The organism is Vibrio sp. 661, assembly GCF_033339315.1.
Lineage (GTDB): Bacteria > Pseudomonadota > Gammaproteobacteria > Enterobacterales > Vibrionaceae > Vibrio > Vibrio alginolyticus.
This window is the reverse complement of sequence record NZ_JAWOUJ010000001.1, coordinates 116,415-131,402: the sequence shown is the minus strand read 5'-3', so window position 1 is coordinate 131,402 and position 14,988 is coordinate 116,415. Positions and strand designations below refer to the sequence as shown.

Sequence of the window (14,988 nt, the reverse complement as noted above, 5' to 3'; positions counted from 1 at the left end):
CGGCGCTAATTATGCTTTTGTTTGATTTAGAAAGTGTAAGAAAGCTCATTTGAAGAGAGAATAACCCTCTTCTCATATTTTATTAGCCGAGCATGCTGACATGATCGGTTAATAATAATAAGATCAAAAAGATAATCCGTAATTATATAAGCAGGGACTGTGATGAGCCGAGATAACTACAACAAACTCAACGATGAAGAGTTGGATTTTGTTGATGACAAAACTGCAGCATTGCTCCTCAATACCCCCAACAGCGCGCGTTTTATGCTCTGGGTTATGGTGCTATTTTTCATTGCAGCAATAGGTTGGGCATCTTGGGCTGAAATCGACAAAGTCACGGTTGGTCAAGGCAAAGTGATTCCCTCCTCACAGATACAAGTAGTCCAAAACTTAGAAGGTGGCTTAGTCAAAGAAATCTTAGTCAAAGAAGGTCAGTTGGTTGAAAAAGGCCAACAGTTACTGCTTATCGATGACACCCGCTTTCGCTCAGATTTTCGTGAACGTGAGCAACAAGTTGCCAACCTTACCGCATCTGTGCTGCAACTATCCGCTTCTATTAACAGTGTTGCCGTTAATCGTGATTTTGAAACGGAAAACTGGCGTCAAAGTGTACTACTTGATTACGGTAAACTGACCTTCCCACCAACCTTGGAAGAGACTCGACCTCAACTCACACAGCGTCAAAAAGCAGAATATCGCGAAGATCTAGATAATTTACGCAACCAACTTTCTGTTATTGACCAACAAGTGCAGCAAAAGCAGCAGGACTTGGTAGAGATCCAAGCACGAGTAAGGAACTTGCGTCAAAGCTACCAATACGCGAAAAAAGAACTCGATATCACCAAACCTTTGGCAGACGAGGGCGTTGTTCCTCGTATTGAACTGCTCAAATTACAGCGCCAAGTCAACGATACCCGTCGTGAAATGACGTCCAGTGAGCTCAAAATTCCCGTATTGCAATCAGCGATTCGAGAATCCATGCTCAACCGTATTGATGTTGCACTCAAATTCCGCTCTGAACAGCAAGAGAAACTCAACAGCGCCCAAGACCAGTTATCTGCTTTGGTTGAATCAGCGGTGGGCTTGGAAGATAGAGTAAACCGAACGGTTGTGAATTCGCCAGTAACAGGCAAAATCAAAACACTGAACATCAATACTGTCGGTGGTGTTATCCAACCTGGTATGGATATCGTCGAGATCGTACCAACAGAAGACACACTATTGGTAGAGGCGAAAATTGCGCCAAAAGACATCGCATTTTTACGCCCAGATCTTCATGCTATCGTGAAGTTTACAGCTTACGACTTCACAAAGTACGGCGGTTTAGAGGGAGAGTTGGAACATATCAGCGCGGATACCACTCAAGATGAAGAAGGCAACAGCTTCTACATTGTTCGTGTACGCACCGAAAAAACAAACTTTGGTCAAGATGCAGATTTACCAATCATTCCAGGAATGACAGCATCGGTCGATATCATCACAGGGAAGCGAACCGTTTTGGAATATCTACTTAAACCGATTTTAAGTGCCAAAACGAACGCCTTGAAGGAGTAAACCACATTAAGATACTCGCGATAGGGAGTATTGAGCGATAAGCGATTAAATAAAAAGCACTTATTTCTCACTGACGAACTCTCTAGAAGAGTATACTTGTGATACGAGTCGAATATGCGATCCAATTTGCAGCGTAAAGTTACATTATTAATCAGCTTAAGTTGTTTGTCGTTCCAACTTGGTGCGCTGAACAGTAAAGAACAACGATGGGTCAATACGGTCACAGCGGTGTACGGCGAACGTGCGGGATTGCGCGTAAATACATGGCGAAAGAACCTCGACTTATTTAAACAATTAGAGACTCATGAACAGCTCGCTGGCGTTAACGACTTTTTTAATCAGCTGTATTTCGTTGACGACATAAAACTGTGGGGAAAGACAGATTATTGGGCTACGCCACTCGAATTTTTAGGGAGTAACGCAGGAGACTGTGAAGATTTCACTATTGCTAAGTACTTCTCTTTACTCGAGCTAGGAATACCAGATTCAAAGATGCGGTTAATATACGTAAAAGCCATCGAACTGAATCAGTTTCACATGGTATTAGCTTACTACCCTACCCCAAGTTCTGAGCCGCTCATTCTCGATAATATCAATCCTGACATTGTCCGAGCCTCTAAGCGTAGCGACTTGCTACCGATATACAGTTTTAATGGTACAAACCTGTGGTTGATGAAGTCATCTGCTAGCACTGGAGAGCTAGCAGGGAAAGCATCACGGTTGAGCCTTTGGAATGACTTACGCTCGCGCGAACGTAAGTTGCAGTTAAATAAACCTAAAATTAACTATGACGAGTGAGAAACATGACCCTATATAAGAAGCTTGTGGTGGGGATGGTTACGGTCTTTATACTCTTGTTGGCATCAGTATTCGTAATCCAATTCAACACGACTCGAGACAGCTTGGAGCAACAGCAACGTTCAGAGGTCAACAACACTATTAACACCGTAGGTTTGGCACTGGCTCCTTACCTAAAGGACAAAGATAAAGTCGCGGTTGAGTCCGTGATTAATGCTCTATTTGACGGCAGCACCTACTCCGTTGTTCGTCTTACAGCATTAGATTCTGACTACCAGATCGTGCGTACTTACCCAGTTAAACCAAGTACGGTGCCACAATGGTTTATCGACATGAATCTATTTAAAGCGATTCACGATAAGCGTGTTGTGACCAGTGGTTGGATGCAGCTCGCCGAAGTAGAAATCATTAGTCACCCAGGCGCAGCTTACGAGCAGCTCTGGCAAGGTTTTATTGGCTTGCTGTCTGTATTCAGTGTTATTTTTCTAGCTGGTTTAGTGGCAATTTCATACATCCTACGTCGCTCGCTAAAACCATTAACGGCCATCGTAAATAAAATGCATGAAATCGCGAATAACCAATTTGGTGAACCGCTTGCTCGTCCAAGAACCAAAGATCTTATCGCGGTGGTAGATGGCATTAACATGATGTCTGCTCAAATCGAGCTATCATTCAAAGAGCAAGCCAAAGAGGCGCAACGTCTGCGTGCTCAGGCTTACCTCGATCCTATATCTAAATTGGGTAACCGCTCATTCTACATCAACCAAATCGACCAATGGCTTGCAGAGCAAACGCAAGGGGGTATCGCGCTACTCCATGCTGAATACATTGGGGACATTTACGAGACCAAAGATTACCAACGCGCAGATGCCCACGTTAAAGAACTGTCTCAACGTTTGAAAAACACCATTGATGTACCGGGTGCCACTATTGCTCGCTTGTCTAGTGATGAGTTCGGCTTGCTTTTCCCTCATATGGATGAGAGCGAGTTACGCATTTTATCGGACAGCATCGTCAATTGTGTGAACGGCCTAAATACTGACCCAACAGGCTTAGCAAAACCTAAAGCGTCACTAGGGGTTGCACACAGCAAAGATCAGAAAACGCGTTCTGAAATCCTCTCGATGGTGGACAACGCACTATCGAAAGCCAAAGCGCAACCAGACAAGCCATACGGCTTCATTGGCAGTGATACACCTTCTAGTTTGATGGGTAAACAGCAATGGAAAGCGTTGGTTGAAGAAGCCATTCATAGTGATTGGGTTAAATTCCGTTTCCAAGCTGCGAAAAACACATGGGGTAAAGTATTCCACAACGAAGTATTTTCAAGCATCGAAAAAGATGGTGAAACGTATCGTGCGAATCAATACCTATTCGCACTAGAACAGTTAGACGCCACCAACATCTTTGACCAGTATGTCATTGAATCAATGATTAAGATGCTAGAAAGTGGTGAACTTAATGACCCAGTCGCGATTAACATCGCGCAAAGCAGCTTGTCTCAACCATCGTTTATTCGCTGGACAACTAGCATGCTGGAAAAACACGCCAAAGTGGCCTCTAAGCTACACTTTGAAATTCCAGAGGAATGCTTTATCGATCAGCCTCACCACACAGCACTGTTATGTAATGCCATTCGCCAATCAGGTGCTGAGTTCGGCGTAGATAACTACGGACGTAACTTCCAATCTTTGGAATACATCCAAGAGTTCCGCCCGAACTATGTGAAGCTCGATTACCTATTCACACACAACTTGCACGACGAAAAACAAAAATTCACGCTAACGTCGATCTCTCGTACTGCCCACAACCTTGGTATTACGACTATCGCATCGCGTATCGAAACTCAAATCCAGTTGGATTTCCTCACTGAACACTTTGTTGAGGTATTCCAAGGATTCATCGTCGACAAGGAATAAAAAGGTTTATCAACGATGAAAGACCCTTTACTGAATTCGCTCATCTACGTTAGCCGTTACTATGGGTTAGCTAACTCGCCAGAAGCGCTAGTCAACGGACTACCGCTATCTGACGGTAAACTGACCCCATTTTTGCTACCAAGAGCAGCGGAAAGGGCCGGATTGGTTGCCAAGGAAAACCGCGCAGAGCTGGAGAGCATCTCCAGCCTAATTCTGCCGGCAATCTTAGTTCTTAAAGGCGGTGACTCTTGCGTTCTCAACAGCATCAATATGGAGAAACGCGAGGCCGAAGTCACCACCCTAGAAAGTGGAATGGTGCCGATCTCTATTCCATTAGAAGACCTACTTGAGCAATACACTGGTCGGTACTTTTTAGTTAAAAAGCAATTCCGTTTCGATGAGCGCTCTCCCGAAGTGCTCAAAACCAACGAAGGCCACTGGTTCTGGTCAACCTTGTGGCAGTCAAAACGCATCTACCGCGATGTTTTAATCGCATCACTTCTCATCAACCTCTTTGCGGTTGCCGCTCCGCTATTCACTCGCTTGGTGTACGACAAAGTGGTTCCGAATCTTGCGTTTGAAACCCTATGGGTACTAGCAAGTGGCATCTTTGTCGTGTTCCTGTTCGACTTCATTCTCAAGTCGCTGAGAAATTACTTCATTGATGTGGCGGGCAAGAAGTCTGACATTCTGATTTCATCCAAACTGTTCAGCAAAGTGATGGGGATTAGAATGGAATCGAAGCCGCCTTCGGTCGGTGCCTTCGCTCGCCATTTACAAGAATTCGAATCTATTCGAGAGTTTTTTACTTCAGCGACCGTCAGTGCTCTCATTGATTTGCCTTTTGCCATTTTATTCTTAGTGATTATATGGCTAATGGCTGGCGATCTTGTGTATGTACCGATGGTGGGCGTGGTCATTTTGATTATTCACTCGCTACTGATACAAGGGCCGCTGCGCCGCTCCATTGAGGAGGGTTCACGCCTAGCATCGCAAAAATATGCCAATTTGATAGAGAGCTTGGCTGGGTTAGAAACCGTAAAAATGCTCAGTGCGCAAAGCCAATTCCAATACCGCTGGGAAGAGGCAGTTGCGCACATGGCGAACTGGAATATAAAAAGCCGCCGAATTACGGATAGCATTCAAAACGCGGCAGGTTTTGTGCAGCAAAGTAGTAACGTAGGGATGATCATCCTAGGCGTTTACTTGATTGCAGAGGGCGACTTAACCATGGGTGGTTTGATTGCCGCAACCATGCTTAGCGGCCGCGCGATTGGTCCTTTGGTTCAGTTATCCTTACTCTCTACGCGCTACAACCAAGCGAAGTCTTCTATGACAATTATCAATCAAGTCATGGAAATGCCGGATGAACAAGAAGAAGGTAAACGTTACATTCACCGTCCAATAGTACAAGGCAAAATTGAACTTGAACGCGTGACCTTCCACTACCCAGATTCACCGGTGGCGTCGATTCGAGATTTGAGCTTGACCATTAACCCTGGCGAAAAAGTAGCGATCATAGGCCGTATCGGTTCGGGTAAAACCACGTTAGAGCGTCTCATCATGGGCTTGTATCAGCCGACGGAAGGTCATGTTCGCATTGATGATACCGACATCGCACAGCTGCATCATGTCGACATTCGCCGTAATATTGGTTGTGTGCCGCAAGATTCGAATCTGTTCTTTGGTTCTATCCGCGACAACATTACGCTAGGTCGCCCATTAACCGATGACCGTGACGTACTAGACGCAGCGAATCGTGCCGGTGTTACTGCGTTTACGCAATCTGACCCAGCGGGCTTAGAACGCCAAGTTGGTGAAGGTGGTGCAATGCTTTCGGGTGGTCAACGTCAAGCAGTCACGATCGCTCGTGCATTTTTGGGTCGTCCTCCTGTTCTACTCATGGATGAACCAACCAGTGCGATGGATAACCGCTCAGAGATGCACATTAAGCATCAATTAGCACAGTTGAAACCTAGTGAAACGCTGATTCTGATTACGCATAAAACGTCTATGCTCGACATCGTTGATCGCGTAATTGTGATGGAAAAAGGCAGCATCATTGCAGATGGTCCTAAAGCGCAAGTGCTGAACGATTTGAAACAAGGCAAAGTGCGTGCGGTTAGCTAGCCTGAATTCACATTGATAAAAGACAAGGGCCCCGTTTAACTTGTGTTTAACGGGGCTTATTTTATTGGGAGCCCGAGATAATTAAGTTCTTCAAGCGCGACCCAAACGAGTACAAGGCCAACAATCACGAATAAAATCATAATCGCCTTTTCATCTTCTTCCATTTTTCAACGCCCTAAAAGCTATTTCAATTAATACACCTTAGGTTATCAGGACAAAAGTCATATTCAGCTCGTTTATAAGGAACTAGCGTCATATAATGTCGGATATGGGATACAGCTCAAAGATTGCTCTTTTCAAAATCACGTCAGCTTTGGTTGAATATAAGTAATAAAGCCAAAGAGTTCGCAATGCTCACTAAGTCTTTGATTAACCAATATAGTACTCTGTGGAACCTCAACACAGAGACAAATGGTGTAAAGAAAAATTGTGATTACTTACAGCAAAAAATCAGCTATAAAAGCCGCTTTCTAGATATCGTCGAGATGAAGAAATGAATGATTGGATCCAATTAGAGCAAGTGAGCCAGTATTTCACTACGGGCTCCCTCGGTTACAAACTATTGATGGGCATTTTTGTCCTGATCGCGTATCGCATCCTGAAGAGGATTGTAAATAGAGCCATCCTAAATTTGGCAACAACGAAAGGTGTAAAAAAGGCTCGTTTGAGTTTTATTCAGCGCTGTTTCAATGTCGCGCTGCTATTTTTGACCGCCTCTATTTTTGCCATTATCACAGGTATTGGCTATGGCGATGTGTCTTTGTTCCTATCGTCCATTTTTGCCGTATTAGGTGTGGCGTTTATTGCGCAGTGGTCAATTCTGAGCAACATCACTGCCAGCTTTTTGATCTTTTTTGTCTTCCCGTACCGAGTGGGTGACCGAATTAAAGTCGTAGACAAAGATGAAGACATCTGCGGTGAGATTCAAGAAATCAGCATGTTTCACGTGTTAATTAAGCACGACAACGGTAACTTGATCACTTACCCAAACAACCAGATTTTGCAAAAAGCAGTGCTAAAGCTGGCGAAAAACAAGCCAGAGCCAAGTAAAGTAAAATCTCGGATTTATACTCGCAGAAAGAAATAACCCACTAAAAAGCCGATGTATCTACATCGGCTTTTTAGTATCACTTGGTGGTCACAAATAACCCAAAGTTAATGGCGAAAAACAGTGAAGAGACAAAACGTATAAGCTGAAGGTCACCACTGTATTCTTTCATGATAAAAACATGACACATCGCCGAAACCAAAAGCGCCACTTTAACCAAAGGAAGCTTCTTATTTACGAACCTTAAATAAATACAAAAATAGAGATGGTGCAAGCAAAGAAAAAATCGTCACTAGTTCCATCTTCCTTAAAATACAAGGACATGGTTTTAGTTAAGCTTATATTTTTAGCTTCATTATGAGCCACCCACTAATATTTAGCGAGATAAGGGCATAAAAGAGGTAAAAAACAAGACTGACCGAAACAAAAAGTAGTGCATGCACTTTTTCTTCTAAGCTCTCTGGATGAACATTCATATCCACATCAAACACACCCGCTATAAAGTGTGCAAATACCGTGGAAGAGGCTGTAGAAAGGCCTCCTACCATAATGATAATAATCCCTCGCCTTAAGAAACGATGAAATGTACTTTTCCCGCCTTGGATCAGGTCTGAGTTTACATATTTTAATCTATTTTTCCGCCTATTAATCATCACTAACATCGGTACCTTTATCATTGTTTCCAAGAGAGTTTTCTACATCTTTAAGATCTTCCTTTAACGCTTTTATACACGACATTCATCGTCGTTGCATTCACTGTAGTTATGCCGTCGACTTACCCTATAAGAAAGCTCTTTAGATACCAATTCGTACTTTATCTATCTCAAATCTCTTCTTGACCTCAACTTAGCTTGAGGTTTTAGCCTTAGTCGCACGATTAAAAATCAACAATGAAAAAAGGAACCATTGTGTCCAAAATTGCGATTATTTATTTCTCTAAAACCGACATTACTGGTCAGCTTGCTCGCGTGATTGCCGCAGGCGTTGAACAACAAGGCATTAAGCAGCAAGATGAATGTGAAATCCTCTCTCACCGAATTGAAGGCAGTGAGATTATTGAGGGACGTTTTGTGAACCCTAAACTAATGGATGAACTTGCTGAGTGTGATGCGATTATCTTTGGCTCACCGACCTATATGGGCGGTGTAGCAGCGCAGTTTAAAGCATTTGCAGATGCAAGCAGTGAATCTTGGTATTACCAAAAATGGGCGAGCAAAATCGCGGCTGGCTTTACCAGTGGTGGGGCAATGAATGGCGACCAATCTTGCACATTACAATATCTACAAACGCTCGCTAACCAACACGGCATGATGTGGGTCGGGTTGGATAAGATCAGCAATTCTGGGGAGCAAAACCTGAATCGTTATGGTGTACAAGGTGGTATTGTTGCACAAGGTGGTGAAGGTGGTCAGTTGCATGCTTCTGATGTTGCAACGGCGGAGTATCTTGGCAAACGAGTCGCTATGCTCGTGAATAAGCTCTCCACTCGCTAACAATAAAAAGAAGCCCCGTAAGATACATCTTCGGGGCTTCATATTTATCGATTGTTTTGAGCGCTACTTCTTGATGTAGAGGTCTTTCGAGTAGATACGACCTTCTACGTTGTTCTTGGCAAAACCGCCAACCGTAGGACGAACCAAACGCGCTTGCATGTAGTAGTAAATCGGTGCGATTGGCATATCCGCCGCCAACAATTGCTCGGCTTGATCATAGAAACCTTGGCGTGCTTTCTCATTGGTTGCAGCCAATGCACTGTTCATCGCGTTGTCGTACGCTTCACTGCTGTAACGTGCAAAGTTACCCGAGGAACCTGAGCGAAGTAAGCTCAGGAAAGTAGACGCTTCATTGTAATCACCACACCAGGAAGCGCGCATCACATCGAAATTGCCTTGTTTACGCGCCACTAAGTACGACTTCCACTCTTGGTTTTCTAACTCCACGTTTGCACCGAGATTTTTTTGTAGCATCGACGCTATCGCAACCGCGATCGATTTGTTTGCCTCACTGGTGTTGTACAGCAATTTAAAATCGAGCGGCTTGTCTTGGCTGTAACCCGCTTCTTTTAACAACTGACGCGCTTTCTCGTCACGTTGTTGCTGACTCCACTTACTGTATTCAGGCGGCGTCGCATCAAACCCTGCGGTGTACTGATGCGCAAAAGTATAAGCAGGAAGGTTGCCCACTTGCGTGACACCATTCGTAATCACATCGCGCATGATGGAGTACGACACCGCTTGACGCACTCGCACATCATCAAATGGCGGACGAGTGGTATTGAACGCGTAGTAATACGTACACAATAATGGCACCACCGTGTAAGCCTGCTTGTAATCTTGTTTAAGCTTCTGCGCCATATGAGTCGGCACATCTGACGTGATATCCAGCTCTCCTGCCGCAAAGCGATTGATAGACGCGTTTTGGTTTTCAAACGGAATGTAAGTCACTCTGTTTAGATGCGTATCTGCGCTGTCCCAGTAACTTGGACTCTTAACCAGTTCAATGCGTTCATTCACGACCCACTTATCCAATGTGAATGCACCGTTGCTAACAAATTGGTCTGGATCGCTCCACGGCTTGTCGCGGTTTTCCACTGTCGCTTGATGCACTGGCATCATGGACGTGTGCCCAGTCATAGCAACAAAGTACGGCACTTGACTGTCCAACTCAAAACGTAGGGTGTATTTATCCACTGCCTTGATACCGAGATCGTCCAAAGGCTTTTTGCCCTCTGCTACATCGGCGATGTTTTTGATCTTGGTGAGTTTGAGATACCAAACATTTGGAGAAGCGGTCTTCGGGTCCACCGCTCGGCGCAGTGAATAGACAAAATCATCCGCTGTCACAGGCTCGCCATTCGACCATTTCGCGTCTTTGCGCAAGTGAAAAGTAAAGGTTTGGTTATCCTTGGTTTCCCATGATTCTGCCACACCGGGAATAATGTTTCCGTCACGATCTTGAATCACAAGCCCTTCAAATAAGTCACGAATCACATGCATTTCTGGCAGACCTTCGGCTTTCGCTGGGTCAAGTGTCGCCGCCTCTGCGTCATTCGCACGTACTAAATGCTGTTCTGCGGCAAGTTGAATGCCTTTAGGTAAGGTCTCCGCAGCAACTGATGTAGCAAGAAAAGGGGTGAATAAAGAGGAAATCAGCAACGCCGTTGAATGTTTTTTAAAATCCATATCGTTTTTCGTTCTCCTAACGCGTCTTGTGAAGCAAGTGCCACAATTAACATTTCAACCGTTGACGAGTTTAAACGGTTCAGTTTAGCTAGGTGTAATTAGCTTAGATATTGATACTACTTCATCAATCAGGAGATTACGGTGAGTCTAATTCCAAGAACGGAAAGAGCGGCATTTTTAATTCGGCCAACATCATACGGTCAATCCGTGCTTGGTGCGCCATTACTGTATTTTCCGGCTCAAGTCGAAAGTGCTTCACGAGGTTTGATTTTGGCAGGCACTCACGGGGATGAGACAGCCTCGATTGCAGGTTTGTCCTGCGCGCTAAGAAGCTTGCCTGCTGAAAACTTACGACATGATGTGATTCTGTCAATGAATCCTGACGGCAACCAGCTAGGCACACGCGCAAATGCAAACCAAGTGGACCTCAATCGCGCGTTTCCAACCCAAAATTGGACTGAGCATGGCACAGTGTATCGATGGAGTTCTCACACCCCCGTTCGAGACGTACAGGTGAAAACTGGCACTAAAAATCAACTAGAGCCTGAAGTTAGCGCTTTAATTAACTTGATTGAACTGCGCAAGCCAAAGTTTGTGGTGTCGTTTCATGAACCGCTTGCGTTTGTGGATGATCCCAAACATTCCGACCTTGCCAAATGGCTCCGCGAGCAGTTCCAACTGCCAATTGTAGACGATGTCGACTACGAAACACCCGGCTCATTCGGCACTTGGTGTAGTGAACGTGATTTACCTTGCATCACGTTGGAATTACCCGCGATTTCTGCCGATCTCACCATTGAAAAACATCTCTCCGCTTTTATTGCTTTGCTGAGGCACGATCCGGATCTCTAGTCCGCTGTTAAACAAGCGATCATGTGAGGATCTGTTTGATGTCGGTACTAATATCGCTGATCAACTGACGGGCACTGTCGTCTCTTTGCTGAACCAAGATGATAAACAGCAAATCGGTGATCACGTTTTGCGCGGTACGCGAAGCAATGGATGAGCTGCGATGTTCCGTTTCATTGGCAATCGTATCAAACGTAATATCGGCAATACCGCGCAAGCGACTTCTTCCAGGCGCAGATAACGCAATCACCTTCGCGCCCTGCTCTTTTGCCGCTTCTGCCGCGACGAGAATTTCTTTGCGCTCACCCGAAAACGAGATTGCGATCTGAACATCTTCTGGAGAGAGCGTGCGGGCAACAGCAATCTGCACGTGGCTGTCTTGTTCAGAAAGCGCCGTAATACCAAGTTTAAGCAGTTTAAAGCTTAAATCCTTGGCGGTCAGTGCAGAGCCCCCAATCCCGACCACTTGCACTCGACGCGCTTCACTCAACCATTTCACCGCTTGGTGACACGCTTCGTAAGACAGCGTATTGGTGGTTTGAAACATAGCGTCGGTTTTCGCTTTCACCAGTTTCTGTGAAATTACCGCAATGGGGTCGTCAGCCAAAATATCACTGTGCAGCGGTGTCGACTGCATCGCATGCTTACGGCCAATCTCTTCATTCAGAGCTAACTTAAACTCGCTGTAACCTTTAAAGCCGATACGCTGAGTAAATTTCACAATGCTCGATTGACTCACTTTTACTTGCGCCGCAAGTTCTTGGCTGGTGAGCAGCGCCGCCTTTTCTGCGTTTTCAACAATCCAATCGCCAACCAAACGACCACTTTGCGAAAGCTGAGTACGCCTCGCGACTATCTTATTGATAACTGACACAACAAAAACCTCAAAAACTTTAAATAAATTATTCCAAATCAGAAATAATAGGCGTTTGATTTAACCCCCTGATTATTCTAACCAAGACAGTTAATCCCGGACGTAATAGACGTATGTTTTCTCTCATTATTCCAAATTTCTCCTGCATAAAGAATAACCTCAAGTGTGATTTTTATCACCAAACCTGAATATTTTATTCCATAAAATCGCCCTCAGATTGAACATTACGAAGAGTGCAAAACATGAAAATTGATTTAAGCAGATTGGTGACAGAAAGCCGTAACCCAGCCAGTGCCGAGATCGATACGCTTTCGACCATCGAGATGCTGCAAGTCATTAATGAAGAGGATCAAAAAGTCCCGCTCGCGGTAAAAGCGGTGCTACCACAAATTGCAGAGACAGTTGACGCAATTACCCAAGCTTTTGCAAATGGTGGCCGTTTAATTTACATGGGAGCTGGTACGTCAGGTCGCTTAGGCATTCTTGATGCAAGCGAGTGTCCTCCTACCTACGGCACGCATCCAGATATGGTGATTGGCTTAATTGCTGGTGGACATCAAGCGATTTTAAAAGCGGTAGAAAACGCAGAAGACAACGCGAAAATGGGTCAAGACGACTTAAAAGCACTTCACCTCACCAAGCATGACGTGGTTGTAGGCATTGCAGCGAGTGGCCGTACACCTTATGTACTAGGTGGTTTGGACTACGCTAAATCCATCGGAGCCACGACCGCATCTATCGCCTGTAATCCAGAATGTGCCATGGCAGAAGCGGCCGACATCGCGATTCTGCCGATAGTTGGCGCAGAGGTTGTCACTGGATCTTCTCGCATGAAAGCTGGCACCGCACAAAAACTGGTGCTAAACATGCTCACGACAGGCGCAATGATTCGTAGCGGTAAGGTATTTGGCAACTTAATGGTGGATGTAGAAGCCACTAACGCCAAGCTCATCCAACGCCAAACCAACATTGTTGTGGAAGCAACCGACGCATCAAAAGAAGAAGCAGAGCGAGCATTAAATGCCTGCGGTCGCCACTGCAAAACCGCCATCTTAATGATTTTGGCCGATTTGGATGCCAAACAAGCCAAATCACGCCTCGCCGCGCACAACGGCTTTATTCGCGCAGCACTAAATAATAACTAAATAATCCGAGTTCTGAAGGATAGACCCTATGGCAAAAATAACTTCAAACACAGTATCGCAGTTGCTGTCCGCAGTGGGTGGCAGTAACAACGTAAGCAAATGTGGTAACTGTATGACGCGTTTGCGTTTATCGCTCGCCAACAATGGCTTGGCTGATCAATCAGTTATCAAGCAAATTCCCGGCGTAATGGGTGTGGTGGAAAGCGATGAGCAGTTTCAGATCATTCTCGGTCCCGGAAAAGCTCAACAAGCGGCTGAGATGATGAATCAATTGATCGACAGCTTAACCTCTGGTGACAGTGAAGAAGCAGATATGCCGCAACAAGATCTTTCTGCCGTCGCGGCCGAGCAGAAAAAACAGATGAAGAGCAAACAAACCAGTGCGGTTCAGCGTTTTTTAAGCAAGTTTGCCACCATCTTTACGCCGTTGATCCCTGGTTTTATTGCCGCTGGTCTGTTGTTAGGTTTTGCGACGTTATTGGAACAAATGTTTGTTCTCGACCAGACACCAAGCCAGTTTATGTTGGATTTGATCGCCTACATGAAAGTCTTTGGTAAGGGTCTGTTTGCTTTCCTAAGTATTCTGATTGGCTACAACGCGCAGCAAGCGTTTGGCGGCTCTGGTGTTAATGGTGCCATTCTCGCCTCTTTGTTTGTGCTGGGTTACAACCCAGAGGCTACATCCGGCATTTACTCTGGCATGAACGAGTTTTTCGGCTTTGCGATTGATCCGCGCGGCAACATTATCGGCGTACTTTTGGCAGCGATCATCGGTGCACAAGTCGAGCGTAAGGTTCGTCAATACATGCCTGATGATCTGGACATGATCTTAACGTCCGTTATCACTCTATTGATCATGGGTGCGGTAACCTTCTTGATCATAATGCCGATCGGCGGCGAGTTATTTAAAGGGATGTCTTGGTTGTTCCTCAACTTAAACGATAACCCATTAGGCGCTGCAATCTTGGCAGGTTTGTTCTTAATTTCTGTGGTATTTGGCATCCACCAGGGTTTTGTTCCAGTGTACTTCGCATTGATGGAAGCACAGGGCTTTAACTCGCTATTCCCTATCCTGGCAATGGCTGGTGGCGGTCAGGTTGGCGCGTCAATGGCGCTGTATTTCAAAGCCAAAAAAGACGCTCTACTGCGCACTCAAGTTAAAGGCGCTATTATTCCGGGTCTTCTAGGCATTGGCGAACCATTGATTTACGGCGTGACATTACCACGCGTAAAACCATTCGTTACCGCTTGTATTGGTGGTGCTGCGGGCGGCTTCTTTATCGGTTTAGTTTCTTACCTTGGCTTACCAGTTGGTCTTAATACGGTGTTTGGCCCGTCCGGTATCGTGGCGATTCCTCTCATGACATCTGAAAATGGCATCTTCCCGGGCATGATGGTGTTTGTTGCCGGACTGCTTATCTCTTACATCGTCGGCTTCCTCGCGACTTACTTCTTTGGCTGCAAAGACGTCGATTTAAGCTAAATCATT

General features: G+C 45.3%; 12 protein-coding genes. 9 read left to right on the top strand and 3 right to left on the bottom strand.

Annotated features, from left to right (window positions below; translation table 11 throughout):
* Positions 1-162: 162 nt before the first annotated feature.
* From R7P69_RS00640 to R7P69_RS00620, 5 genes are all read left to right on the top strand, one after another.
* Entirely contained in the window at positions 163-1,554 is a 1,392-nt protein-coding gene (locus R7P69_RS00640; protein ID WP_005374562.1) for an HlyD family type I secretion periplasmic adaptor subunit, read from the top strand.
* A 114-nt stretch (positions 1,555-1,668) separates the two neighbouring features.
* Entirely contained in the window at positions 1,669-2,352 is a 684-nt protein-coding gene (locus R7P69_RS00635; protein ID WP_005374561.1) for a transglutaminase-like cysteine peptidase, read from the top strand.
* Positions 2,353-2,357: 5 nt separating this feature from the next.
* Positions 2,358-4,271 carry an EAL domain-containing protein gene (locus R7P69_RS00630; RefSeq protein WP_005383568.1) on the top strand — a complete coding sequence of 638 codons (1,914 nt, stop codon included), beginning with the start codon at positions 2,358-2,360 and terminating at the stop codon, positions 4,269-4,271.
* A gap of 15 nt (positions 4,272-4,286) precedes the next feature.
* Positions 4,287-6,401 (top strand): type I secretion system permease/ATPase, encoded by a 2,115-nt coding sequence (locus tag R7P69_RS00625; RefSeq protein ID WP_005374556.1) that lies wholly within the window; start codon positions 4,287-4,289, stop codon positions 6,399-6,401.
* A 493-nt stretch (positions 6,402-6,894) separates the two neighbouring features.
* Positions 6,895-7,488, top strand: coding sequence for a mechanosensitive ion channel family protein (locus tag R7P69_RS00620; protein WP_042522270.1), 594 nt, complete (start codon positions 6,895-6,897; stop codon positions 7,486-7,488).
* A 299-nt stretch (positions 7,489-7,787) separates the two neighbouring features.
* Here R7P69_RS00620 and R7P69_RS00615 read toward each other — a convergent pair whose 3' ends face one another.
* Entirely contained in the window at positions 7,788-8,126 is a 339-nt protein-coding gene (locus tag R7P69_RS00615; protein WP_017821886.1) for a hypothetical protein, read from the bottom strand.
* Between the two features lie 231 nt (positions 8,127-8,357).
* On the opposite strand from R7P69_RS00615, the gene R7P69_RS00610 reads away from it, so the two are divergent.
* Positions 8,358-8,942, top strand: coding sequence for a flavodoxin family protein (locus tag R7P69_RS00610; RefSeq protein ID WP_064354429.1), 585 nt, complete (start codon positions 8,358-8,360; stop codon positions 8,940-8,942).
* 63 nt (positions 8,943-9,005) lie between these two features.
* Here the strand turns inward: R7P69_RS00610 and R7P69_RS00605 are convergent, their stop codons facing one another.
* Positions 9,006-10,631 carry an ABC transporter substrate-binding protein gene (locus R7P69_RS00605; RefSeq protein WP_064369550.1) on the bottom strand — a complete coding sequence of 542 codons (1,626 nt, stop codon included), beginning with the start codon at positions 10,629-10,631 and terminating at the stop codon, positions 9,006-9,008.
* A gap of 141 nt (positions 10,632-10,772) precedes the next feature.
* Between R7P69_RS00605 and mpaA the strand changes: the two genes are divergently transcribed.
* A complete protein-coding gene (gene mpaA / locus R7P69_RS00600) occupies positions 10,773-11,483 on the top strand; it encodes a murein tripeptide amidase MpaA (protein ID WP_064354431.1) in 711 nt (236 codons plus the stop codon).
* Positions 11,484-11,502: 19 nt separating this feature from the next.
* On the opposite strand, the gene R7P69_RS00595 is transcribed toward mpaA, so the two are convergent.
* A complete protein-coding gene (locus R7P69_RS00595; protein ID WP_033907250.1) occupies positions 11,503-12,354 on the bottom strand; it encodes a MurR/RpiR family transcriptional regulator in 852 nt (283 codons plus the stop codon).
* A gap of 242 nt (positions 12,355-12,596) precedes the next feature.
* Between R7P69_RS00595 and murQ the strand changes: the two genes are divergently transcribed.
* Both murQ and murP read left to right on the top strand, forming a co-directional pair.
* Positions 12,597-13,499, top strand: a complete 903-nt coding sequence (murQ, locus tag R7P69_RS00590; RefSeq protein WP_064354432.1) for an N-acetylmuramic acid 6-phosphate etherase — start codon at positions 12,597-12,599, stop codon at positions 13,497-13,499.
* Between the two features lie 28 nt (positions 13,500-13,527).
* Complete coding sequence (murP, locus tag R7P69_RS00585) at positions 13,528-14,982, top strand: PTS N-acetylmuramic acid transporter subunit IIBC (RefSeq protein ID WP_062730872.1); 1,455 nt, start codon at positions 13,528-13,530, stop codon at positions 14,980-14,982.
* Positions 14,983-14,988: the final 6 nt, after the last annotated feature.